Origin of the sequence: Streptomyces sp. NPDC059534 (assembly GCF_042743475.1) — a bacterium.
Classification (GTDB): Bacteria; Actinomycetota; Actinomycetes; order Streptomycetales; family Streptomycetaceae; genus Streptomyces.
In genome coordinates this window covers 47,552-70,895 of record NZ_JBHWAQ010000036.1, presented here as the reverse complement: position 1 = coordinate 70,895, position 23,344 = coordinate 47,552, and the positions used below count along the sequence as shown (strand labels likewise).

Annotated in this window: 16 protein-coding genes; 5 read left to right on the top strand and 11 right to left on the bottom strand. The window is 76.3% G+C overall.

All coding sequences use genetic code 11. The annotated features are described in order from the left end of the window. Positions 1–35 precede the first annotated feature (35 nt). The 5 genes from ACFVZH_RS32240 to ACFVZH_RS32220 all read right to left on the bottom strand — a co-directional run bounded on the left by ACFVZH_RS32240 (position 36) and on the right by ACFVZH_RS32220 (position 8,802). Positions 36–4,724: a hypothetical protein gene (locus tag ACFVZH_RS32240; RefSeq protein ID WP_384902903.1), complete on the bottom strand. Its 4,689-nt coding sequence runs from the start codon at positions 4,722–4,724 to the stop codon at positions 36–38. A 53-nt stretch (positions 4,725–4,777) separates the two neighbouring features. Then, positions 4,778–5,692 (bottom strand): hypothetical protein, encoded by a 915-nt coding sequence (locus ACFVZH_RS32235; protein ID WP_384902902.1) that lies wholly within the window; start codon positions 5,690–5,692, stop codon positions 4,778–4,780. Continuing rightward, positions 5,689–6,441 carry a hypothetical protein gene (locus ACFVZH_RS32230; RefSeq protein WP_384902900.1) on the bottom strand — a complete coding sequence of 251 codons (753 nt, stop codon included), beginning with the start codon at positions 6,439–6,441 and terminating at the stop codon, positions 5,689–5,691. The genes ACFVZH_RS32235 and ACFVZH_RS32230 overlap by 4 nt, the downstream gene beginning before the upstream one ends. Continuing rightward, entirely contained in the window at positions 6,438–7,982 is a 1,545-nt protein-coding gene (locus ACFVZH_RS32225; protein ID WP_384902899.1) for a hypothetical protein, read from the bottom strand. The genes ACFVZH_RS32230 and ACFVZH_RS32225 overlap by 4 nt, the downstream gene beginning before the upstream one ends. Positions 7,983–8,082: 100 nt before the next feature. After that, on the bottom strand, positions 8,083–8,802 hold the full coding sequence (locus tag ACFVZH_RS32220) for a GntR family transcriptional regulator (protein WP_384902897.1): 720 nt from the start codon (positions 8,800–8,802) through the stop codon (positions 8,083–8,085). A 168-nt stretch (positions 8,803–8,970) separates the two neighbouring features. Between ACFVZH_RS32220 and ACFVZH_RS32215 the strand changes: the two genes are divergently transcribed. The 3 genes from ACFVZH_RS32215 to ACFVZH_RS32205 are packed head-to-tail and all read left to right on the top strand — an operon-like array spanning position 8,971 to position 11,266. Further along, entirely contained in the window at positions 8,971–9,735 is a 765-nt protein-coding gene (locus ACFVZH_RS32215) for a LamB/YcsF family protein (RefSeq protein ID WP_384902895.1), read from the top strand. Continuing rightward, entirely contained in the window at positions 9,732–10,406 is a 675-nt protein-coding gene (locus tag ACFVZH_RS32210; protein ID WP_384902893.1) for an allophanate hydrolase subunit 1, read from the top strand. Before ACFVZH_RS32215 ends, ACFVZH_RS32210 begins: the two co-directional genes overlap by 4 nt. Beyond that, on the top strand, positions 10,403–11,266 hold the full coding sequence (locus ACFVZH_RS32205) for a biotin-dependent carboxyltransferase family protein (protein ID WP_384902891.1): 864 nt from the start codon (positions 10,403–10,405) through the stop codon (positions 11,264–11,266). The genes ACFVZH_RS32210 and ACFVZH_RS32205 overlap by 4 nt, the downstream gene beginning before the upstream one ends. Before the next feature lie 181 nt (positions 11,267–11,447). On the opposite strand, the gene ACFVZH_RS32200 is transcribed toward ACFVZH_RS32205, so the two are convergent. The 6 genes from ACFVZH_RS32200 to ACFVZH_RS32175 all read right to left on the bottom strand — a co-directional run bounded on the left by ACFVZH_RS32200 (position 11,448) and on the right by ACFVZH_RS32175 (position 21,093). Beyond that, positions 11,448–15,059 carry a hydantoinase B/oxoprolinase family protein gene (locus ACFVZH_RS32200; protein ID WP_384902889.1) on the bottom strand — a complete coding sequence of 1,204 codons (3,612 nt, stop codon included), beginning with the start codon at positions 15,057–15,059 and terminating at the stop codon, positions 11,448–11,450. Continuing rightward, positions 15,056–15,937 (bottom strand): SGNH/GDSL hydrolase family protein, encoded by an 882-nt coding sequence (locus ACFVZH_RS32195; RefSeq protein WP_384902909.1) that lies wholly within the window; start codon positions 15,935–15,937, stop codon positions 15,056–15,058. The genes ACFVZH_RS32200 and ACFVZH_RS32195 overlap by 4 nt, the downstream gene beginning before the upstream one ends. 326 nt (positions 15,938–16,263) lie before the next feature. Continuing rightward, positions 16,264–17,454, bottom strand: a complete 1,191-nt coding sequence (locus tag ACFVZH_RS32190; protein ID WP_384902887.1) for a glycosyltransferase — start codon at positions 17,452–17,454, stop codon at positions 16,264–16,266. Positions 17,455–17,603: 149 nt separating this feature from the next. Further along, positions 17,604–18,725 carry a glycosyltransferase family 4 protein gene (locus ACFVZH_RS32185; protein ID WP_384902885.1) on the bottom strand — a complete coding sequence of 374 codons (1,122 nt, stop codon included), beginning with the start codon at positions 18,723–18,725 and terminating at the stop codon, positions 17,604–17,606. A gap of 304 nt (positions 18,726–19,029) precedes the next feature. Next, positions 19,030–20,445, bottom strand: a complete 1,416-nt coding sequence (locus ACFVZH_RS32180) for a HEAT repeat domain-containing protein (protein ID WP_384902883.1) — start codon at positions 20,443–20,445, stop codon at positions 19,030–19,032. 255 nt (positions 20,446–20,700) lie between these two features. Continuing rightward, positions 20,701–21,093, bottom strand: a complete 393-nt coding sequence (locus ACFVZH_RS32175) for an ankyrin repeat domain-containing protein (protein WP_384902881.1) — start codon at positions 21,091–21,093, stop codon at positions 20,701–20,703. Positions 21,094–21,441: 348 nt separating this feature from the next. Between ACFVZH_RS32175 and ACFVZH_RS32170 the strand changes: the two genes are divergently transcribed. Both ACFVZH_RS32170 and ACFVZH_RS32165 read left to right on the top strand, forming a co-directional pair. Then, positions 21,442–21,636 carry a hypothetical protein gene (locus tag ACFVZH_RS32170; RefSeq protein ID WP_015032212.1) on the top strand — a complete coding sequence of 65 codons (195 nt, stop codon included), beginning with the start codon at positions 21,442–21,444 and terminating at the stop codon, positions 21,634–21,636. A gap of 37 nt (positions 21,637–21,673) precedes the next feature. Next, a complete protein-coding gene (locus ACFVZH_RS32165; protein WP_384902880.1) occupies positions 21,674–23,323 on the top strand; it encodes a hypothetical protein in 1,650 nt (549 codons plus the stop codon). Positions 23,324–23,344: the final 21 nt, after the last annotated feature.

Here is a 23,344-nt window from a genome sequence, read left to right as displayed (position 1 = left end):
GGCCCCCTCAGGGGGCCGGGCCGCTCCGTCGTCCGTCAGGCCGATCCCGGCGAGGCCGGGCCGTCGGACTGGTGCCGGCGGAACATCCGTGTCGCCGTGATCTCGCCGTGGATCGTCTCCCCGTCCGCACCGGGCTGCGGCAGGCCCGGACGCAGGTGCTCCTCCACGCTGATGTACTTCAGACCGGCCCGCAGGTCGGCGTCGTTGCGCAGCCGGATCACCAGCGGGAACTCGGCCAGCGCGGTCGTGTCGAACAGGCCCGTCGTGTAGAGGAGCTGGACGCCGAGCGCGTCCGACACGGCCCGCTGGAGTTCGAGCAGGTACGTGGCGTTGGCACGGCCGATCGGGTTGTCCAGGAAGAGCGTGCCCGCGTGCCGGTGCTTGTCGCGGCCCCGGTCGTTGGAGCGGAGCGCCGCCATCGTGCAGTACAGGGCGATGGCCGCGGTGAGCAGCTGGCCGCCGGAGAAGACGTCGCCCATCTGGCCGACGGGCACCCGCTCGGCGCGCAGCACCGCGTCCGGCTTGAGGATCTCGACGGAGATGCCCTTGGGTTCGAGCGCCGCCTGAACGCCCCTGAGCAGCAGGGACATACCGTCGCGCCGCAGGTCGGAGTTCTTCTTGACGGCGGCGCGCGTGGCCTCGTCGACGACCTCCCCGAGCCGCTCCGCGAGCGTGGCCTGGTCGGGCTCCTCGAAGCGGATCCGCAGGAACTCCTGGCCCGACCACTCGCCGAGGCCCTCGGGGAGCCGGGAGAGCCGCTGGGCGGAGCGGAGGGTCGCGAGCGAGGACTCCACGAGGCCGCGCAGCCGGTCCACGATCGAGTCGCGGTTGCGCTCCAGCTGCTCCAGCTCGTCGGTGAGGACCCGCAGCCGGGGCGCGAACGCCTCGGCCCACTTGGCGGCGTGCTCGGGAAGGGCGGACGCCGGCAGTTCGCGGATCTGCTGGCGGGCCGGGGTGCGGACCTGCTCGTAGCGGGTGGAGTTGGCGTGCCGGACGAGGATGTCGCTCGCCTCGCGCACGGCGGCGTCGGCGGCGGACAGCTCGGCCGTGCAGCCGCGCAGCGAGCGCCGCGCCTCGGCCGCCACCGTACGGGCCTCCTCCAGGGTGCCGCGGTAGGGCTCGGGCTCGTCCCGCTCCTCGTCCGCGTGGTCGCGGAGCAGGTCCCGCAGGAGGGCGGCCGTCTCGTCGAAGCCGCCGGCCGCGTCCTCGGCGGCCCGGTGGTCCCGCAGCAGGCCGGTGTGGGCGGCGCGCGCGGACTCCAGGGCGTCGGTACGGGAGGCGAGTTCGGTGGTCGCGGTACGGAGCAGGACCTGCGCCCGCTCGGCGTCGGCGGGTACGAGCTCCTCGGGCAGCTCGGTGTGGGCCCCGCCGTCCTCGGGGGCCAGGCGCTCGGCCTCGCCGCGGAGCCGGCCGAGCTTCTCGCTCGCCTCCGAGGCGCGGGTCTCCAGCATCTGGACCAGGGACTCGGCGCGCGCGGCCGCGGCCTGCCGGGACGGGCCGTCGGCGCCGTCGGTGGACTCCAGGAGCTGCTCGGCGCGGGTGCGGACCTTGTTGGTGAGGCGGTCGAGCTCGGCGAGGGCGGCGGACTCGTCGCTCTCGGCGCGGGCCTGCTCGGCGCGCAGGTCGGCGCCGACGCCGACCTTCTCGTACAGCTGGGACGCGGCCCGGTACGCCTCGCGCAGGGTGGGGAGCGCGGTGCGGGGCGCGGCCGGGTCCTCCTCGGGGAGGGTGTCGAAGGCGCCGGTGATCTCGGCGCGCTCGGCGCGCAGGGCGCGGGCGGTGCGGTGGGCGTCGTCGGCGGCGCGCTGGGTCGCGCGGCGGTCCTCGTCGGCGGCCCGGGCACGCTCCAGGCACGTCTGGGCGCGGGCCTCGGACTCGGTGGCGTCGTCGGCGAGTTCACGGACCTTGGCCTGCCAGGCGGCGCGCTCCCGCAGGCGGAACGCCAGGCCCGCGAGGGCGTCGGCGACGCGGCGGGCGCGCTGGGCGGCCTCCTGGCGCTCGTCCCTGACCTGGGCCGCGTCGGCGGCGGCCTCGTCGGCCTCCGCACGTACCGTACGGGCCTCGTCGAGGGTCGCGGCGGCGGCCTCGGCGGTCTCACGGGCGGTGGTGGCCACGGCCGCGAGTTCGGCGAGCATCCCGAGCGGGCAGTCGGCGCGCCAGGCGCCGATGCGGGCGGCGAGGGAGCGGTCGCCGGCGAGACGGGCGGCGAGGGTGCGGATCTCCTCGTCGCGGGCGGCGGCGCGGGCGCGCAGGGCGTGGCGCTCCTCGTCGGCCGCGTGCTCGTCGTGCATGGCCGGGTTCGGCGGGACGAGGAAGACGCCGGTGTCCTCGGCCGCCTCCTGCGCGGGCACGGGGGCGAGCAGGGCGGCGGCGGTGCCCACGGCCACGGCGGAGCGGGGCAGCAGGGCGGCGGAGCCGAGGACCTCGCGGGCGCGTCCGTAGGAGACGGGGTCGGTGATCACGACTCCGTCGACGAGCTCGGGGCGGGCGGCGAGGACGCGGGCGTGGTCCGCGGGGTCCACGGCCTGGGCGAGGTAGCGCCAGCCGGGGAGCGCGGGGATGCCGTGCTCGCCGAGGTACTCGACGGTGGCGAGGACGTCGGGGCCGGGCGGCAGCAGGCCGCCGTCGCCGAGGGCGCCGAGGATGCGGGAGTCGTCGGCCGCGGCGGTGCGCAGTTCGAAGAGCTGCCGCTCGGCGGAGCCGACGGCCTGGTCGAGCATGCCGCGCAGCTCGTCGGCGTACCGGTCGAACTCGGTGACGGTGAGCGGGCCCTGCGGGGCGCCGCCGTCCGGCACGGGAGCGTCGTGGGAGGCGGCCGGGCCGGCGGCACGCTGGCCCGGGAGCGGCGAACCGCCGGCCGGGAGGCCGGGGAGATCGCCGGCCGGGAGGCTGAGGAGTTCGGCGAGGCGCTCCTCGGCGGCGAGGGACTCGGCGGCGCGGCGCTCGGCGTCGTAGGCGTTCCCGGCGGCCTCGGCCGCGTCGGCGGCGCGGGCGGCGGCGAGTTCGGCGCGGGATTCGGCCCCGGCCGCCTCACGCGCGCGCTCGGCTGCCGTGCGGGCGGCCTCGCGGGCCGTGTCCCAGGCGGCGACCGCGGTCTTCTCCGCGTCGCTCGCGGCGAGGGCGGCGCGGGCCGGGTCGGCGTCGGGCGCGGTGTCGTCGAGCCAGCCGGCCCGTACGGCCTCGGCGGTCTCCTGCTCGACCTCGGCGAGCCGCTGGCGCAGGTGGCCGGCCTCGCTGCGGGCGCGCTGGGCCTCGGTGGCGGCGACGGTGGCGTCGCGGTGGGCGGTCTCGCCGACGTCCTGGAGGGCGGTGGAACGCTCCTCCTCCTCCGCCGCGCGGCGCTCGCCTTCCTCGGCGGCGGACGCGAGGGCCCGTACGAGGTCGGCGGCGGCCTTGGCGCGGGCCGCGAGCGCCGGGGCGGCGTCGCGCTCGGCCTCGCGGATGGCGACGGCCACGCGCGCGGACCGGTCGCCGGCGGACCGGTGGCGGAGCACCGCCTCGGCGGCCTGCCAGGCGGAGTGCAGGGTGCGGGCGTCGGTGAGTTCGCGGCGCTGGGAGGCCGCGCCCTTCTCTGCGGCGGTCAGCGCCAGGGAGGCGTGCCGGTAGGCGAGTTCGGCGGCGATGAGGGAGCTGCGGCCGCGGGCCGTCTCCGCCTCGTCGACGGCGTGGGCGGCGGAGGTGACCTGCTGGGCCAGCTCGGCCCCGCGGCCCCGCTCCTCGGCGCCGCGGGCGGACAGCCGGCGGGCGAGGACGCGGGTACGGCGCTCGGCGCCCGCGTGGACGTCGCGCGCGTGGGACCGGGTCCCGGCGGCCTCGACGATCCGGCCGAGGAGGTCCACGGAGCCGGCCGTGAAATCGCGCTCGGCGGTCAGCTCGGCACGCCGGCCCAGCTTGTTGCCGAAGCCGCCGACGAGGTCCGCGAGACCGTCGGTGTCCCGGGTGTCGGTGACGGCGCGCAGCAGCAGGTCGGTGAAGTCGGAGTCCTTCTTGACCGCGAAGAGGCCGGCGGCCTCGCCCTCGTCGGCGTTCATCTCGCGCTGGTAGCGGAAGAGTTCGGGGTCGAGGCCCAGCTCGCCGAGGTGCTCGTTCCAGCGGTCGTGGATCTCCTCCCAGACCACCTCCAGGTGCGGGTACGCCTTGCCCGCCTCGGTGAGCGCGTCGCGGAAGCCCTTCATGGTGCGACGGCGGCCGGTCGCGCCGGAGGCGCCTTCGACGGGCGGCCGGACCGAGGTCGCCTCGGCGACGGGGAGGTTGTCCAGGCTGAGTCCGGGGCCGGGACGGAAGGAGTACCACGCCTCGGCGAACTTCCGCGGGTCGTTGGACACCTGGCGGCCGCGCCACTCGCTGGCCTTGCCGACGACGACGAGCTCGCCCGTGAGGGTGTGCTGCCACTCCAGGGCGACGTGACCGCAGTCGTCGGCGAGCAGGAACTTGCGCAGCACGCCGGAGCTGGCGCCGCCCAGGGTGTTGCGATGGCCGGGGAGCATGACCGAGAAGATCAGCTTGAGGAGGACGGACTTGCCGCCGCCGTTCTCCAGGAACAGCACGCCCGCGGGGGCCGGGCGGCGCGGCGGGCCGACCGGCTCCTCCTCGAAGAACTCCGCCTGGGTGGGGGCGGGGTGGGGCACGGGCGCGCCGACCCCGCGCAGGTCCAGGACGGTGTCGGCGTAGCGCGCACCGGCGGGACCGATCGAGTAGAGGCGGACCCGGGACAGCTCGTACATGGCGAGGGACTCTCGTGCTGGGGAAGGTCGGTTACGCGGCGGGGCGGGCGGTGCTAGGAGTGGAACGGGAGGCCCGCGTCGGCGGCGAGCTCCAGGTCGTCGCCCTCGGGCGGCGGGACCAGCGTCGCGGAACCGTCGCTGACGGGGACGACGCCGAGTTCCAGGAGCTCGGCCATGGCGGCGGAACCGGCCATGTCGCGGACCTGGAGCTGGTAGCGGGCGGTGGTCCGGTAGGAGCCGCCGCCCTCGTCGCCGGTGCGCTGGAGGAAACCGGAGTCGGTGAGGAACGCGGCCGCCTTGCCGACGATGCCGGTGGTGGAGCCGGCGAGCCGGCGGGCGTCCTTGGTGGCGCCGGTGGCGCTGCGGCGGGCGTAGATCCGCCAGGCGGCCTCCAGGCCGGGCGCGTCGGACGCCGGGTCGGTGTTCTCGCCCTCTTCCTCGGCGCGCTGCTCCAGGCGCAGGCACGCCTGGCGCACGAACGCGTCGACTCCGTTGACGGTGAGACGGCCGATGTACGCGTCGTCCGCGAGGTCCTCGGGCCGGGGAAACGCCATCGCCGCGACGGCGAGGTGGGCCAGGCCGTGCAGGAACCGGTCGGCGGAGTCCGGGGAGGCGCGGCGGGCGTAGTCGCCCATCCGGACGGCGAAGACGGAGTCCTCGCCGGCGGTGACGGCCATCCCCGCGCGCGGGGAGACCTCCAGGACGACGAGGCCGAGGCCGGTGGCGACGGCGTCGGCGAGGCGCGCGAAGGCGGGGTCCTCGCGGTAGCGGCGGAGCAGCTCGGTGTACTCGGCGTCACGGGCCGGCAGCAGCTTCGGCTGGAGCCCGAAGGAGACGAGCCGGGCCGCGTCGGCGGCGTCCGCGGGGGTGACGGCGGACGCGGGGGCGCCGGTGGTGGAGGGGGCCGGGGGCTGCGGGGGCTCCTGCTCGCTCCACGCGTCGGCGTACTCGGCGTGGGTTTCGCTCACGGCTGGGGCTCCTCGGTACGGCTCTCGGTGGGTACGGCGCCGGTGCCGGGCCGGGGCACGGGCAGCGGGACGGGGGTGACGGCCGCGGGGGCGGCGGGGGCCGGGCGGTCGACGGGCGCGGCCGGCTCGTCCGTCAGCCGCACGGCACGCACGGACGGGACCTGCCGGCGCCGCGCCGGGACGCTGCGCGACGGGATCGGAACGGTCCCGAACCGGGGCCGCCTGACGGCGGCCGCGCCGGGCTCCTCCCCCTCGCGGGACACCCGCGGCGCCCGTCCCTCGCTCTCGCCCCGGCCACCCGTCGGCGGCTCCACGAGCACGGCACGCAGCCGCGGCCCGTGCGACGACGGGTCGTCGCCCTGTTCCCGGGCGGCCTCCTGGGCCGGGGCGGGGACGGGCTCGGGGGCGGGTACCGGTGCCGCAGCGGAGGCGGGCGCGGGAGCGGCGGCGGGCCCCGGCGCGGGCGCGGACGGGGTCTCCAGCTGCGGCGCGGGCGCGGCAGCGGGCTCCGGCGCCTCGGCGGGCGCAGGCGCGGAAGCGGCGGCGGGCGCGGCGGTGGACCCCGGCGCGGAAGCGGGCGGGGTCACCGGCTCCGGCGCGGGCGCGGCAGCGGGCTCGGGTGCCTCGGCGGGTGCGGGGGCGGTGAGGTCCGCCGGCTCCGTGCGGGCCGGTGGTACGGCTGCGGCGGGGACGGCGGTGGCAGGGTCGGGCCCGGCGGTGGGTGCGGGGGCCTGGGGGACGAGGGTCACGTGGCCTCCGTGCGGTCGGCGGCCATGCCCGCCGCGTCGAGCAGGGCCGTACCGACGATCAGGTCGGCGCCGCCGAACTCGGGGTCGTCGAGGGGGGTGCCGTCGTCGACGGCGAAGAGGAGCCGCTCCTCGCCCTGCCGGTAGGCCGTGCCGACCGGGGGGCTCGCCGCGTGCACGGCGAGGAGGGCGACGAGGTACGGCAGGTCGGGGTCGAGGCGGCGGGCGTCGGCGAGCAGGCCGGAGAGCCGGCGCGGGGCGTCGTGCTCCAGGTCGAGCAGGCGCTGGGCGCTCGCGAGCTGTTCCTCGCTGAAGCGGGAGTCGTCGGGGGTGGCGATGAGGTCGGGCTCGGGCATCTCCGCGCCGAGGTGCTCGCGCTCCACGGGCGGGGTGAGGAGCAGGTCGACGAGGTCGCCGAGGCGGACGGAGGCGGGCGTCCGCAGTCCGGTGCCGTGGGCGAAGAAGGCGTCGGTGACCCGGGTGGCCTGCTCGACGGGGAGCGGCAGGACCGGGGCGACAAGCTGGCCGTACAGGTCGAGTCCGGTGTACATCGCGGGGGCGGCGAACGCCTGCCGGTCCTGCTCGGCGCGGAAGAGGGGCCCGGCCTCCAGAAGGCGCGACTGGAGCTGGGTGTGGCGCCGGATGCAGTCCTTCACTATGTCGACGAGCTCGGCGGCGCGCCGCTTGTGCTCGGCCGTCTTCGCGTCGGAGGTGGCCTCGGCCTCGTCGCGGGCCCTGCGGATGTTGGTGAGGATCGCGTTCTCGTGGCGGTAGCGGTCGGCGACGTGGTCGAGCGCCTCGGCGATCATGTCGGGGACGGTGTTGAGCCAGTCCACCGCGCGGACGTTGCGCCGGGTGGCCTCCAGGGTCTTGCGGAGGAGCTCGGCGTACTGCACGGTCCGGTAGCGCGCCTGCTCGGCGGCGAGCTGGGCGTCGGCCAGGCGGCCCCGGTTGATGAGGACCTCCAGCTTCACCTCGGCGGCGATCTGGGCGCTGGTGACGTCGGTGTCGAGGGCGCCGACGAGGACGTTCACCGCTTCGTCGGTGGTGCGGAGGTAGACACCGCCGCCGTATCCCGGGACCTCCTCGATGAGCTTGAAGTCGTAGTCCCTGCGGACGTAGACCCCGTCGGTCCCGAAGGTGCCGTAGACCGCGCGGAAGCCGCGGTCGACGCTGCCGACGTTGATGAGGTTCTCCAGGACCCAGCGGGCCACGCGCTCGTGCTCGGCGGCGGGGCGGGCGGGGGCCTGGGCGGCGACGCGGGGCAGCAGCCGGGCGACGATCTGCTCGTGGTCGGCGCCGGTGTCGAAGTCCATGTTGAGCGTGATGAGGTCGATCGCGGCGAGGGCCACCTCGGCCATCGCATAGACCGTGTACTCGCCGGCCAGGTTGGCCTTGCGCGCGTCGAGGTCGTGCAGCGGGGCGGTGCACGCGAGCGCGCGGAGGCGCCGCGCGAGCCCTTCGTCGGCGGCCGGGCCCTGCGCGGGCCGCGGCCCCGCGCTGAGCTGGGGCGGAGCGAGGTCCGTCGAGGCAGGCGAAGTCACGGTGGACAGATTAGGTCCTCGAACTGACAACGGTCGAAACGGCGCAGATGCGACCGGGCTCGGGGAGGGCGGTCGACGGGGTCCCGGAAGGGGCCGGCGGTCAGCCGGCCGGGCCCGCCGGGGCGTCGACGGCACGGGCGTACGCGGCCACGATCCGGACGCGGGAGTCGTCGAGGTAGCGGGCGAGGAGCCGCTCGGCCGTGCCTCGTTCGCCGGCCCGCAGGGCGTCCAGGATCTCCCTGTTCCGCAGGAGGTAGGGCTCGTGCAGGGCGCGCGGGTCGTCGACGACGTGGAAGGCGAGCCGGAGCTCGGCGAGGACGCCGCGCATGAGCTCGTCGGTGCGGGCGCTGCCGGCGAGGGCGACGAGTTCGCGGTGGAAGTGGATGTTGGCCGTGGAGACGGCGTTCCAGTCGGCGGCGCTGGCCCCGGCCTCGCCCTCGGCCACGGCGGCGAGGAGGCCGTCGAGGGTGAAGGGCGGCTGCCCGAGGCCCCGGACGACGGCGCATTCGACGAGCCTGCGGGTGCGGTAGATGTCGTCCACGTCGCCGACGGCGAGGACCCGGACGAAGACCCCCCGGTTGAGTTCGTGGACGAGCAGGCGTTCGTGGGTGAGGAGCCGGAACGCCTCCCGGAGTGTGTTGCGGGACACACCGAGGGCGCCGCCGATGCTGTCCTCGGAGAGCCGCGTGCCGGGTGGGAAGTAGCCCTCCGCGATCCGTGTCCGCAGGATGTCGGCGACCCGCTCCGCCGTGCTCGTCCGCCCGAGCAGCGCGCGGTCGTCCGCCAGGCCCCCTACTTCGGCGGCGTCCCTCACGTCCACGGCGCCCCTTCCCTTCCTCGCGTCCGCGGCCGAGTCAACCGCAGAAACCCGGAGGCGACAACACGCCTCTTGTCGGATCGTTCAACAATCCTCTACTTTGCTCGTCGCCGAACCGGGGACGCGCCGGACGACCGCCGCCGGTTCTCCGTCAAGGAAGGGACCCCTGACATGACCTCGGCCACGATCGACCTCAACGCCGACCTCGGCGAGGGCTTCGGCCGCTGGACGCTGACCGACGACGAACAGCTGCTGTCCGTCGTCACCAGCGCCAACGTGGCCTGCGGCTTCCACGCCGGGGACGCGGCCACCATGCGGCGGGTGTGCGAGCTGGCGGCCGCGCGGGGGGTACGCATCGGGGCCCAGGTGTCCTACCGCGACCTGGCCGGTTTCGGGCGGCGCGCGATGGACGTCCCGGCGGCGGAGCTGGCCGCCGAGGTGGCCTACCAGATCGGCGCCCTGGAGGTGTTCGCGCGGGCTGCGGGCTCGCGGGTCTCGTACGTGAAGCCGCACGGCGCCCTGTACAACCGGGTCGTCCACGACGGGGAACAGGCCGCGGCGGTCGTCGAGGGCGTGCTGCTCGCGGCCCGGACGCTGCCCGTCCTGGGCCTTCCCGGATCACGGCTGCACGAGGCCGCCGCGGCGGCCGGGCTGCCGGTCGTCCCCGAGGCGTTCGGCGACCGGGCCTACCGGGCGGACGGCTCCCTGCTGCCACGGGGGCAGGAGGGAGCCGTCGTCACCGACCCGGACGAGGTCGTGGAACGGTCGGTGGCCATGGCCCGGTCCGGGGTCGTCACCGCGCACTGCGGCAGCTCCGTGGCCGTCCGCGCCCGGTCGCTGTGCCTGCACGGGGACACCCCGGGCGCGGTCGGCCTGGCCCGACGGGTCCGGGAACGCCTCGAAGGCTCCGGTGTGCGGGTGGAGGCGTTCGCGTGAGCGCCGCCGGCCCCCGCGTGCTCCGGGTGGGCGAGCGGGCGCTCCTGGTCGAGCTGGGCTGCGGCGAGGAGACGGAGGCGTTCCACGCCGAGCTGCTGCGCCGGCGCGAGACCGGCGCGCTTCCGGCCGTCCGCGAGATCGTGCCGGCCGCGAGGACCGTGCTGCTCGACGGGGTGGCGGACCCGGACCGGCTCTCGGCCGAGCTGCCCGGCTGGGAGGTCGGGCCACCGCACGCGCGCGCGGGCGGGACCGTGGAGGTGCCGGTCCGCTACGACGGACCCGATCTGGCGGAGGTCGCCGCGCTGTGGGGGGTGTCCGCCGAGGAGGCGGTGCGGATCCACACGGCGGTCGAGTTCCGGGTCGCCTTCTGCGGCTTCGCTCCGGGCTTCGGCTATCTGACCGGGCTCGACGAGCGGTACGGGGTACCCCGGCGGGCCACGCCGCGGACCGCCGTCCCGGCCGGCTCGGTCGCCCTGGCGGGGCCGTACACGGGTGTGTACCCGCGTTCCTCCCCCGGCGGCTGGCAGTTGATCGGCACCACGGACGCCGTGCTCTGGGACGCCGCCCGCGAGCCGGCTGCGCTCCTCTCCCCCGGCACCCGGGTCCGGTTCACGGCCGTGGACGGCAGCGCGGGGCGCACGGCGGACACGGCGGCGGGGGACGGACGATGACCGACCGCGCCGTCGCCGTGGTCAGGCCGGGCGCCCTGACCACCGTGCAGGATCTGGGGCGCGCGGGATACGCGCACCTCGGCGTGCCCCGTTCGGGCGCGCTCGACCCGGCGGCCGTGCGGCTCGTCAACCGGCTCGTCGGCAACGCGGAGACGGCTGCGGTCCTGGAGACCACCGTCGACGGGTGCGCCCTGCGGCCCCGCTGCGCGGTGACCGTCGCGGTGGGCGGCGCCCCGTGCCCGGTCCGGGTGGACGGGCGCCCCGCCGCCTGGGGAACCGCGGTCCGGGTGGGCGCCGGTGCCGTCCTGGAGGTCGGCGCGGCCGTACGCGGACTGCGCTCGTACGTGGCGTTCGGCGGCGGCGTCGACGTCCCTCCGGTCCTCGGCAGTCGCTCGACCGACCTGCTGTCCGGGCTCGGCCCGGAGCCGCTGACCGAGGACGTGGTCCTGCCGCTGGGAGCGGACTCGGCCGTACGGGGGCCGGTCGACGCTCCTCCCTGGCCGGGGCCGCCGGACACACTGGTCCTGCGGATCCGGCTCGGCCCTCGCGACGACTGGTTCACGGCCGCGTCGCTCCGCTCCCTCGCCACGCGCGCGTACCGGGTCTCCCCGGCGAGCAACCGGATCGGACTGAGGCTCGAAGGACCGTCCCTGGAACGGGCCGTGCCGGGCGAACTCGCCAGCGAGGGCATGGTCCTCGGCGCGGTCCAGGTGCCGCCGGACGGACGCCCGGTGGTCTTCCTCGCGGACCATCCGACGACCGGGGGCTACCCGGTCGTCGGGGTCGTCAGGGAGGCCGATCTGGGCGCGGCGGCGCAGGCGGTGCCGGGGACGGCGGTGCGGTTCGTGCCGACGCGGTGAGGGCGGGGCGGCGCGGAGGACGTCGCGTGGCGCGGCTTCGCATGGCCGGGCCGCACGTGACGGGGTCTCGTGCGGCCGGGCCTCGCATGGCGGGGTCTCGTGCGGCCGGGCCTCGCATGGCGGGGTCTTGTGCGGCGGGGCCTCGCGTGACGGGCCTTCGGTGCCGGCAGGCGTGCGGCTCTCACGAGGGGGCTCGTTCGTCCGGTGCCGGCCGGCCGTAGCCTCCGCCGCCGGGGGTGCGCAGGACCAGGACGTCGCCGGGACCCACCTCGGTGGTGGCGGCTCCGCCGAGGTGCTCGACCGTGCCGTCGGCGCGTTCCACGAGGTTCTCGCCGAGGGCGCCCGGCTCGCCGCCGGCCATCCCGTACGGCGGGATCCGGCGGTGGCCGGTGAGGAGGGCAACCGTCATCGGCTCCAGGAAGCGGATGCGCCGCTCGACCCCGTGGCCGCCGCGCCACCGGCCGCGCCCGCCGCTGTCCTCCCGTACCGCGAAGGCGTCGACCCGGACCGGATGGCGCCACTCCAGGATCTCGGGGTCGGTGAGCCGGGAGTTGGTCATATGGGTCTGGACGGCGTCGGCGCCGTCGAAGCCGTCCCCCGCGCCGGAGCCGCTCGCGACGGTCTCGTAGTACTGCACGCGCGCGTTGCCGAAGGTGACGTTGTTCATGGTGCCGGAGCCCTCGGCCTGGACGCCGAGGGCCGCGTACAGCGCGCCGGTGACGGCCTGGGACGTCTCGACGTTCCCGGCGACGGTGGCGGCCGGGTGGACGGGCGCGAGCATCGAACCGGGCGGGACGCGGATCTCCAGGGGCGCGAGGCAGCCGCTGTTGAGCGGGATGTCCTCGTCGACCAGGGTGCGGAAGACGTACAGGACGGCGGCCATGACGACGGCCGTGGGCGCGTTGGCGTTCCCGGGCAGCTGGGCGGACGTGCCGGCGAAGTCGAGGACGGCGGAGCGCCGTTCGCGGTCGACGCGGACGGCGACCTCGATGACCGCGCCGCCGTCGGTCTCGTAGCGGTACGAGCCGTCGTCGAGCCGGGCGACGATGCGGCGCACGGACTCCTCGGCGTTGGCGCGGACGTGCCGCATGTACGCCTGGACGACGTCGAGCCCGAACTCGGCGACGGTCCGGCGCAGTTCCTCGATGCCCTTCTCGTTGGCGGCGATCTGGGCGCGGAGGTCGGCGAGGTTGGTGTCGGGATCGCGGGAGGGGTGGCGTGCGCCGGTGAGCAGGGCCCTGGTCTCCCTCTCGCGCAGCCGGCCGTCCCGGACGAGCAGCCAGTTGTCGAAGAGGACGCCCTCCTCGTCGACGGTCCGGCTGAAGGCGGGCATGGAGCCGGGGGTGATGCCGCCGATCTCGGCGTGGTGGCCCCGGGAGGCGACCAGGAAGCGGAGCTCGCCGCCGTTCTCACCGAAAACCGGTGTCACCACGGTGACGTCGGGCAGGTGGGTGCCGCCGTGGTACGGGTCGTTGACCGCGTACACATCGCCGGGGCGCAGGTCGTCCCCGCGCCGCCGCAGGACCTCCTTGATGGACTCGCCCATGGAGCCGAGGTGGACGGGGATGTGGGGCGCGTTGGCGATGAGGTTGCCCTCGGCGTCGAAGAGGGCGCAGGAGAAGTCGAGGCGTTCCTTGATGTTGACCGACTGGGCGGTGTTCTCCAGGCGGACGCCCATCTGCTCGGCGATGGCCATGAAGAGGTTGTTGAAGACCTCCAGGAGGACCGGGTCGACGTCCGTGCCGGCGGCCACGCGCGCGGGGCGGGCGGTGACGCGGCGCAGCACCAGGTGGCCGCCGTCGGCGGCGGTGGCCCGCCAGCCGGTGTCGACGACGGTCGTGGCGTCGGGCTCCGCGAGGAGCGCTGGGCCGTCCACGGTGTCGCCCGGCCGCAAGGCCGCGCGGCGGTGGAGCGGGGCGTCGTGGGGCGCGCCGCCGCTGTGCATCCGTACGGTGGCGGGGGGCGTGAGGGGGCCGGTCCGGTCCGCCGTGCCGACGGTGACCGGGCCGTGCGGGCCGGCGCTGCCGACGGCCTCCACGGAGACGGCCTCCACGACGAGCGGCCGGTCCAGGGTGAAGGCGTATCTCGCCCGGTGAATCGCCGTGAACGCGGTTTTCATCGAGTCGGCGGCGGCGAGGTCGACCTGAAGGCTCGCGTCCGTGCCGGCGTAGCGCAGGAGCACGCGCGCGTGCGTGGTGATCGCCTCGTCGGGCACCCCGTCGGTACGCAGCTCCTCGCGGGTCCGGTCGGCGAGTTCGGCGCAGAGGGCCGTCACGCGCGGGTGGGTCCCCGGGTCGTCGAGCGCGGCCTCGACGGACCGCTCCCGCATGGCGGTGGCGTCGGCGAGCCCGATGCCGTAGGCGGAGAGCACACCGGCGAGCGGGGGGACGAGGACGGTGTCGATGCCCAGGGCGTCGGCGACCGCGCACGCGTGCTGGCCGCCGGCGCCGCCGAAGCTGGTGAGGGCGTAGCGGGTGACGTCGTGGCCGCGCTGGACGGAGATCTTCTTGACGGCGTTGGCCATGTTCAGGACGGCGATCTCCAGGAAGCCCGCGGCGACCTCCTCGGGGGTGCGGCCGTCGCCGACGTCCGCCGCGAGGGCCGTGAACCGCCGGCGTACGACGTCGGCGTCCAGCGGACGGTCGCCGGTCTCGCCGAAGACGGCGGGGAAGTGGGCGGGCTGGACCCGGCCGAGCATGACGTTGGCGTCGGTGACCGTGAGCGGTCCGCCCCGGCGGTAGCAGGCGGGCCCGGGGACGGCGCCCGCCGAGTCGGGGCCGACGCGGTAGCGGCGGCCGTCGTAGTGGAGGACGGAGCCGCCGCCGGCCGCGACGGTGTGGATGCTCATCATCGGGGCGCGCATCCGCACCCCGGCGACCTGGGTGCCGAGTTCGCGTTCGAAGGTGCCGGCGTAGTGCGAGACGTCGGTGGAGGTGCCGCCCATGTCGAAGCCGATGACCCGGTCGTATCCGGCGGCGGCCGAGGTCCGGGCCATGCCGACGACACCGCCCGCCGGGCCGGACAGGACGGCGTCCTTGCCCCGGAAGTGGGCCGCCTCGCGCAGTCCGCCGTTGGACTGCATGAACATGAGGCGGATCCCGGCGAGTTCACGGGCGACCCCGTCGACGTACCGGCGCAGCACCGGGGAGAGGTAGGCGTCGACGACGGTGGTGTCGCCGCGCGGGACCAGCTTGATGAGCGGGCTGACCTCGTGCGAGCAGCTGACCTGGGTGAAGCCGGCGGCGCGGGCGGCCGTCGCGACGCGGGTCTCGTGCTCCGGGTGGCGGTAGCCGTGCAGTAGGACCACGGCGGCGGAGCGGAAGCCGGCGCGGCGGGCGGCGGCCAGGGCCTCGGCGACCGCCGGCTCGTCCAGGGGGCGGACGACGTGCCCGTGGGCGTCGACCCGTTCGGGAACCTCGATCACGCGCGCGTACACCGGCTCGGGGAGGACGATGCGGCGGTCGAAGAGCCGGGGCCGGTTCTGGTAGGCGATGCGCAGGGCGTCGCGGAAGCCCTCGGTGACGAGGAGGACCGTCGGTTCGCCGCGCCGCTCCAGGAGGGCGTTGGTGGCGACGGTGGTGCCCATCTTGACGACGGCGATCCGGTCGGCGGGCACGGGTTCGCCGGGCTCCAGGCCGAGGAGGAGGCGGATGCCCGCGACGGCGGCGTCCTCGTGCCGCGCGGGGTCGTGGGAGAGCAGCTTGCGGGTGACGAGCCGGCCGTCGGGCCGTCGTCCGACGACGTCGGTGAAGGTGCCGCCCCGGTCGATCCAGAACTCCCAGCGCCCGTTCATCTCCCCATTGTGGCCGCGAGCGCGGCGGCGAGGGCGGCGTCCGCGCGCGCGTCGAGGGGTGCGGTGCCGGTGCCGTCGGCCCAGTGGCGCAGCTCGGCACCGGCGAGCAGGACGAGCTGCGGGAGCAGGTCGCGGCTGCGGCGCAGGACCCAGCCGGTGCCGGCGGTGGCGAGCCAGAGCAGGGCGTCGGCCCGGGTCGGGGCCGGCTCGGCCGGCTCCCGGGCGGGCGGCGTGCCGTGGGCGAGCCCCCGGGCGGCGAGCAGCTCGTGGAAGCCCGCCGCGACGGCCCGGTGGCCGCGCTCGCCGGGGTGGAGCCGGTCGGCGCTCCACAGAGTGCGGTCGTCGGTCCAGGCGGGGTCGGCGAGGTGCAGATGGACGGCTCCGTACCGGGCGGAGAGCGCGTGCACGACGGCGTTGACGGAGCGCTGGCGGCGGGCCAGCGGGCGCGCCAGGGGTGGCGGCAGGCCGAGCATCCGGCCCGGGTCGGGGAGGCAGGCTGTCAGGAGTACGGCCCCGAGGGCGTCGAGGTCGGCGCACACCCGGTCGAGCCGGCGGGCGAGGAGCCCGATGTCGAAGGTGCGGCGCAGGGTGTCGTTGACGCCGACGACGACGGAGGCCAGGTGCGGCCGGAACGCCAGGGCGCGAGGGGTCTGTTCGCCCTCGACGTCGGCGCTGAGGGCCCCGCTGACGGCGAGGTTCCGCACCTCCGTCGCCGCTCCCCCGGCCGCGAGTCCCTCGGCGAGCAGTGCCGCCCATCCCCGCCAGGCCCCGCCCACCCGGTCGCCGACCCCCTCGCTGAGCGAGTCGCCCAGGACCGCGAACCTGAGGGACCCGCCGGGTACGGGCCCCGGGACGGCGCGTGTCCCGGGGGCCGCGATCGCGGGGACGGGCAGCGGGACGACGGGGGCCGGCCCGGCAGGCACCGGGACGACGGGGACCGGCACGGCAGGCACCGGAACGGCAGGCACCGGAACGACCGGGACCGGCACGGCAGGCACCGGGACGGCGGGGATCCGCCCGGCAGGCACCGGCACGGCGGACACCGGGACGGCAGCGACTGGCGCAGCGCGCCGGATCGCCGGCGCTTCGGCCGCCGCTGCCGCCCGTGTGGGCGCGGTGGTCTCCTCCGACGCGGCCGTCCCCGCCGGGCCCGTCCCCCCTCCCGCGGACAGCGCCCCCGGCCGGGTGCCCGCGGTTCTCTCCGTCATCGGAGGGTCTCCTCGGAGCGGCGGGGCGCGGGAGCCGGGAGGGCGTCGTGGGCGCGGAGGAAGGCGGCGACGGAACGGTCCCAGGAGAAGTGCTCCGCACGCGCGCGTGCGGAGCGGCGGCGCTCGGTCTCGGGGGCGGCGAGGAGCTCCCGGACGGCGGCGGCGAAGGCGGCCGGGGTGTCGGCGGCGGAGGCCCCGGCGGTGCCGACGACTTCGGGGAGGGCGGAGGAGGCGCTGACGACGACCGGGGTGCCGCAGGCGAGGGCTTCGAGAGCGGAGAGGCCGAACGTTTCCGCGGGCCCCGGGGCCAGGCACACGTCGGCCGCCGCCTGGAGGTCCGCCAGGGTCTCGCGGTCGGCGACGTGGTCGAGGAACCGCACCGGCAGCCGCCGCTCGCGCGCCCGGCGCTCCAGGGCGCCCCGCAGGGGCCCGTCGCCCGCGACCACGAGCGCCGCCGCGACGCCCGCGGCCCGCAGCTCCTCCAGGGCGTCCAGGGCCGTGCCGGGCCGTTTCTCGACGGAGAGGCGCGAGCAGAGCAGGAGCAGCACCCGCTCTCCGTCGGCGTACCGGGCGCGGAGCACGGTGCTGCGGCGGCCGGGCCGGCAGAGGTCCAGGTCCACGCCGAGCGGCGCCCGGACGACGTTGCGGGCGCCGATCCGCACGAACTCGCGCTCCGCCCACTCCGTCGTGCAGACGATCCGCGCGAAGGCCCACGCCGTGCGGCGGTTGAGCCGGTCCGCCGCGCGGGCCGCGAGCGCGGGCGGCACACCCCAGGTGCGCAGGACCCCGTCCGCCGTCTCGTGGGAGACCATCACCGCCGGTACGCGGGCGCGTCGCGCCCACTCCCCCGTCCACCGCAGGGTGGTGCGGTCCGAGACCTCGATCCGGTCGGGGGCGAGCTCGTCGAGGAGCCGGCGCACCCGGCGCCGGTCGGCGAGGACCCGGTAGCCGCCGGTGCCGGGCAGGACGGGCCCGGGCAGTGTGATGATGCGTCCCTGGTCGGTGTGGTGGTCGCTCGCGACGTCGCCGGGGACGACGAGGACCGGCTCGTGCCCGGCCGCCAGGTACCCGCGGCCGAGCCGGTCGAGGGCGGTGCGCAGACCGCCCGAGGTGGGGGTGACGAAGTTGGCGAGCCGCACGATCCTGAGCCCGCCGCCGGTACCCCGGGCACTGCCGGAGGCACCCATGGCACCGCCCCCGGGACCCCGGGCACCCCCGAAGGCATCCGGAGGCCCGCCCCGGGCACCCCGGGCATCGCCGGAGGCACCCCCTGCACCACCGAAGGCGCCCCCGGCACCGTCGACGGCGCGTGCGCCGTCCTCCGTACGGATGCCGCTCATGCCGCCACCGCCGTCCGCTCGCGCAGGACTTCCCGGTAGTGGCCGATCAGCTCGTCGCCGAGGGCCTCCCAGGTGCGGCCCTGGACGGCGGCCCGGCCGTTCAGGCCGAAGGCGGCCCGTCGCTCCGGTGCGGCGGCGAGCGAGGCGACGGCGTCTCTCAGCGCCTCGGGGTCGCCCGGCGGGACGAGCAGCCCCGTACGCCCGTGGTCGACCAGGTCGAGGGGCCCGCCGGCGGCCGGGGCGATCACCGGGACCCCGCTCGCCATGGCCTCCTGCACGGTCTGGCAGAAGGTCTCGTGGGGGCCGGTGTGCGCGAAGACGTCGAGCGAGGCGAAGATCCGGGCGAGGTCGGGGCCGGTGCGGCGGCCGAGGAAACGGGCGCCGGGGAGCGCGGAGCGGAGCGCGGGTCCGCTCGGCCCGTCGCCGACGACCACGACCCGGACGCCGGGGAGCGCGCAGGATCCGGCGAGCAGGTCCACCTGCTTCTCGGGGGCGAGACGGCCGACGTAGCCGACGAGGAGTTCCCCGCCGGGGGCGAGTTCACGGCGCAGGGCGGCGTCGCGCAGCTCGGGGCGGAAGCGGTCGGTGTCCACCCCGCGCCCCCACAGCCGGATGCGGCCGATGCCGTGCTCCTCCAGGTCGCGCACGGCGGCGGACGAGGGGGCGAGGGTGCGGTCGGCGGCTCCGTGCACGGCGCGGAGGCGGCGCCAGGCGGTGCCCTCGCCCGCCCCGACGTACGTGCGCGCGTAGCCGGCGAGGTCCGTCTGGTAGACGGCGACGGCGGGAATGCCGAGCCGGGCGGCGGCCGTCATCCCGCGCACGCCGAGGACGAACGGCCCGGCGAGGTGGACGATGTCGGCGCGGTGTGCGGCGATGGCGGCGGCCACCCTGCGGCTGGGCAGGGCGACGCGTACCTGGGGATAGCCGGGCAGGGGCAGGGAGGGCACCCGGACGACGGCGCAGGGGGCGTCGGCGTCCTCGGCCGGGTCGGGGACGGCGGGGGCGATGACGAGCGGGGCGTGGCCCCGCCGGACGAGGTGGCGCGCGGTCTGCAGGGCGCAGTGCGCCACTCCGTTGACGTCGGGAGGGAAGGATTCGGTGACGATGACGACACGCATACGGGTGTTGTCGTCGCGCTTGGCGTGTACCCGCCGACGTCGATCTGGACGGGGAGGGAACGTCCCGTGAGCGTTTCGCCGCGGGGTGCCGGCACGACGGCCCGGCAAGGCGCCGGGGGCACCCTCGGGCCCCCGGTGGGGCACCCGGACGCCGGGCGCCGTTCGGACGCCGTACGCGGAACGCCCGGACACCCGGGGCGGGGCCACGGTCGGCGGGGTCTCCGCCGCAGGCCGCGCCGCTCCGGGGTCCGGGCAGCGGGACGGGATGGATCAGACCTGGGGAGGGGTCAGGTCTGGCAACGGGTCAGACCTGGAGGTCGGGCCCTATCCGGTTGCGTACCGCGGTCTGCACCTCGGCCTCCTCGGCCGGGTCGGCGGCGAGGCGACGGAGGCGCTCGGCGACGCGCACGTCACCGGTCTCGGCGTGCAGGGCCGCGACCTCGCGCGTGGTCTCCTCGCAGTCCCAGAGGCATTCGACGGCGAAGCCGGTCGCGAAGGTGGGGTCGGTGGCGGCGAGCGCGCGGGCCGTGCGGCCGCGCAGCTGGGAGGAGGCCGTCTCGCGGTAGACGTGCCGCAGGACGGGGGCCGCGCAGGCGATCCCGAGGCGCCCGGCCCCGTCGACCAGGACGGCGAGCTCGGGAGCGTCGGGCCCGGCGGAGCGTACGGTCCCGCGCAGGGCGCCGAGGACGAGGGTGGCGTCCTGGGCGGTGCCGCGGCAGGCGAGGACCTCGGCGGCGGCGGCACCCAGGGCGTCGGTGCGCCGGACCCACGCGCGGGCGCGGGCGACCGCGTCCTCGCCGCACATGCGCCGGTAGGCGGCGACGGCGGTTTCGGCGGCCGCGGTGGAGTCACCGTCGGCGGCGGCCTCGACGAGGTCGAGGACGGCGGGGTCCCGTGACGCGGCGAGGTGGTGCAGGGCGGCGCCCCGTGCCCCCTCGGCCCCGTTGCGGGCGGCGGCGAGGAGCTCGGGACGGTCCTCGGGCCCGGCGACGGCGGCGAGGCAGCGGGCGGCGGGCCCGGACAGCTCGGCGCCGCGCTCGTACCCCTCCTGCGCCCAGTCCAGGACGGCCCGGACGCTCCAGCCGGGGCGGGGCCCGGCGGGGCGCATCTGGCGCTGCCAGCGGTCGAAGGAGCCCTGTTCCCTGGCGGCCCTGACCCGGGCGCCGACGGCGTCGCGCGCGTCCTCGGCCCACAGGCGCCAGGGGCGGGGCTCGAAGGCGTCCCGCACGGTGGCGGCCAGCTCGGCGTCGCCCTCCGGACCGGCCGGGAAGCGGGCCAGTACGGGCAGGGCGAGCGCGCGCAGCCCGGCGTCGTCGTCGCGGAGTGCCAGCTCGTCCAGGGCCCAGGCCCAGTTGGTGCCGGTCGCGGCGTAGCGCCGGAGCAGCAGCAGGGCGTCCTGGCGCCCGTAGGAGGCGAGGTGTCCGAGGACGGCGAGCGCGAGCCCGGTCCTGGCCTCCTCGGTGTCGAGGTGGTCCTCGGCGCCGAAGAGGTGCGCCTGGATCTCTTCGAGACCTCCGTGGAGGTCCAGGTAGAGCCGGGCGTAGTAGAGGGAGCGGTTCTCGACCTGCCAGTCGTGGCGGGGGTCGTCGAGAACGCAGTGGTTGAGGGCCGCGAGGGCCTCGGCGCGTGGCGCGGCGAGCGCGTGCAGGGTGCCGTCGCCGCGGCCCCGCTGCAGCAGGCCGAGCAGGGTGCCGCTCGGCGCTATGACTGGTTCGAACATGGGAAGACGCCTCACATCAAGCTGTCGACACGACCGGGGGGTACCGGGATGACCCGGGTCAGGCTGTACATCGCTGTACGCCTAGGCCGTGCGGCGACATGTCGGGCCGCTCGTCGTCCTGCGCTTGCCAGTGACCATCTTCCTCTGCCTCTCGTCGGTGGCCCGATTTGCCGGGCCCGACGTCATGATGACCCACCCATTTCGCCGCCGCGACCACATTTACGATGCCGCTCTCACCTGGGGTTCAGCGCCCGTTCACCGGGATCCGAAGAGCTCCAGGAGATCTGCCTTGCCGAACATGCGGGCGGTGTCGACGGCGGACGGAGTCCCGGCTTCCGGATTTGCGCCGCCGGCGAGGAGCGCGCGGATCACGGCGTCCTCGCCCTTGAAGACGGCACCGGCGAGCGGGGTCTGGCCGCGGTCGTTCGCGCGGTCGGCGTCGGCGCCGCGCTCCAGGAGGGCGGAGACCGCGGCGGCGTGGCCGTGGTAGGCGGCGAGCATGACGAGGGAGTCGCCCTTGTCGTTGGTGAGATCGGCGGGCGCGCCCGCGTCCACGTAGGCGGCGAGGGTGTCGGCGTCCCCCGTGCGCGCGAGGTCGAAGACCTTGGACGCCAGCTCGATGACCTCGGGGTCCGGAGTCTCGCTCATCGGATGGTGCCGCCTCTCCTGCCGTGCCGACGTCGTGCCGCCGAGGCGGCCGCGCCGGGAATCACCGTGTTGACCTGCGCACGGCAAGCGCCGCCGTACGAGTGAATCGACAGGGTACTGCCCGTTCGGTGACATGACCGCGCCCGTCCACGGCAAAGATCACCGCAGTCCGTCCCCGGGACACCCCTAGCGCACCCGGGGCATTTCGCCACCCGGCGCGGTGCCCGGCGTCCGCCGGTCAAGTGAAATCCCCATTTTTTCACCCATATGCACCTTTAGTCACATAGATACTTGCTGTGAACTTGGAAGGACTCATGGTGACTGTCCCCTCAACCAGGAGAACAACCAATGATCCTGTCCATCTCAGGCGTGGTCCTGCTCGGCATCATCTGCTTCCTGTTCTTCAAGAAGGACGGGATGAAGGCATCACACGCCCTCGTCAGCGCGCTGTTCGGCTTCTACCTCGCAGGCACCGCCATCGCCCCGAGCATCACGGCGGGCGGGCAGAGCCTCGCCGGCCTTCTGGGCGGGATCAAGTTCTGACGCCCTTCCGTCCCTTCCACCCCTTCAGGAGTACTTCGTGGCCCGGCGACCACTCCCCCGCATTCTGAGCAGCGGCAGCGCACAGATCGCTCGTAGTCGAGAGATCGCGCGCACGGCCGCCGACAGCGCCACCGACGTGCTCCATCCACTGATCACGGTCTCCCGTGGTCTGCGGAAGCTGGCCGCGACCGCGCGCGCCAGGTGGGCCGCGACCCCCAAGGAACGGCGTGGTCCCACGTTGCTCCTGGTCGCGGCCTGCGTCCTGGTCGTCGCCCTCATGCCGTACGGGCCTCTCCTCGCCCTCGTCGCGCTCATGGGCGCGGCCGCCTGGAAGGGCCGGGAACGCCCGGTCGTCAAGACCGGCCCCGACGAGGCCGAGATCGCCCGGCTCAAGGGCCTGTACGAGGCCCTCGTGCCGTACTTCTCCGTACCCGAGGACCCCTCCCCGCTCTTCTCCCACGGCGGCGAGTGGAGCGGCGCCTTCGGGGAGTACGCCTTCGACGACGACGGGCGGCTCACCCGGCTGCGGATCGCCTACCCCCCCTACTTCACCGACGGCGAGCCGGCCGCACGCGCCCGCATCGAGCAGCTGCTGCACGCCAAGTCGGGGCGGGGCCGCGAGTACCGCTTCGACTGGGACGAGGAGGGCAACCGGCTCGTCCTGAGCGTGCTGCCCGCCCTGCCCACCACCATCGCCGCCCAGCGCTTCGTCACCGTGCCGGGCGAGACCGTCCTCGGCTTCACCGACGCGGACGCCGTGCAGCGGACCGTGCCGGTGGTCGCCTCCGACGGCACGGAGGACGCACCGGCCGTCGTCTGGCGCACCGGACCCCGCTCCACCGAGCCGCACCTGCTGGTCGTGGGCCAGCCGGGCAGCGGCACCACGTCCCTGCTGCGCTCGATCGCCCTCCAGGCCCTCCCCCACGGCGACGTGCTGATCGTCGAGGGCGCGGGCACCGGCGAGTACGCCTGCCTGACCGGCCGCGACGGCGTCCTCGCCGTCGAGTGCGGGCTCGCGGGCTCGCTGGCCAGCCTGGAGTGGGCGGCGCACGAGACGGAACGGCGGCTGATCGCCGCGAACCGGGCCCGGCAGGCGGGCCACCCGGCGCCGGAGGACACCCGGCGGCCGCTGTGGATCCTGTTCGACCGGCCCAGCGTCCTCGGCCACCTGGCCGCCGCCGACGGCCGCCCCGACCCGCAGGAGCTGCTCCAGGTGCCCCTGCGGCACGGACGCGCGGCGCACGTCACGGTGGTGGTCGCCGAGCAGTTCGACAGCACGGACTCCCTGGGCGAGGCCGTACGGGCCCACACCAGGGCCCGGATCGTCCTCGGCCCGGCCGCGCCGGAGCAGATCGCCGCCGTGCTGGGCTCCGCGCCGCACACCACGCCCACGCCCGACGTCCCGCCCGGCCGGGGCTACGCGCGCCTCGGCGCGGGCCCGGTCCTGCGCCTCCAGGTGCCGGCGACGCCCGACCCGTACGACGACGCGACGAGCGAGGCGCACCGCAAGGCGGTCCTCGACCTGCTCCCTGAGCGCGGCACGGCCGAGGTCGCCGGGACGATCCCCGGCATCGCGCCCGAACCGGCCCCGGCACCCCGCGCCGAGGCCGAACCGGCCACCGCGCCGCTGACCCGGCCGGACCCCGGCCCGGCGCCGCTGCACGCCCCCGTCCCGGCGGAGGGCTGAGCACCGCCCCCACGCGCGGGA

Excerpts from the sequence above, each read along its gene's own strand:
- ACFVZH_RS32180 (WP_384902883.1), bottom strand. The coding sequence starts at position 20,445 with ATGTTCGAACCAGTCATAGCGCCGAGCGGCACCCTGCTCGGCCTGCTG.
- ACFVZH_RS32205 (WP_384902891.1), top strand. The coding sequence starts at position 10,403 with ATGACCGACCGCGCCGTCGCCGTGGTCAGGCCGGGCGCCCTGACCACC.
- ACFVZH_RS32200 (WP_384902889.1), bottom strand. The coding sequence starts at position 15,059 with ATGAACGGGCGCTGGGAGTTCTGGATCGACCGGGGCGGCACCTTCACC.
- ACFVZH_RS32175 (WP_384902881.1), bottom strand. The coding sequence starts at position 21,093 with ATGAGCGAGACTCCGGACCCCGAGGTCATCGAGCTGGCGTCCAAGGTC.
- ACFVZH_RS32190 (WP_384902887.1), bottom strand. The coding sequence starts at position 17,454 with ATGGGTGCCTCCGGCAGTGCCCGGGGTACCGGCGGCGGGCTCAGGATC.
- ACFVZH_RS32215 (WP_384902895.1), top strand. The coding sequence starts at position 8,971 with ATGACCTCGGCCACGATCGACCTCAACGCCGACCTCGGCGAGGGCTTC.
- ACFVZH_RS32240 (WP_384902903.1), bottom strand. The coding sequence starts at position 4,724 with ATGTACGAGCTGTCCCGGGTCCGCCTCTACTCGATCGGTCCCGCCGGT.
- ACFVZH_RS32170 (WP_015032212.1), top strand. The coding sequence starts at position 21,442 with ATGATCCTGTCCATCTCAGGCGTGGTCCTGCTCGGCATCATCTGCTTC.
- ACFVZH_RS32185 (WP_384902885.1), bottom strand. The coding sequence starts at position 18,725 with ATGCGTGTCGTCATCGTCACCGAATCCTTCCCTCCCGACGTCAACGGA.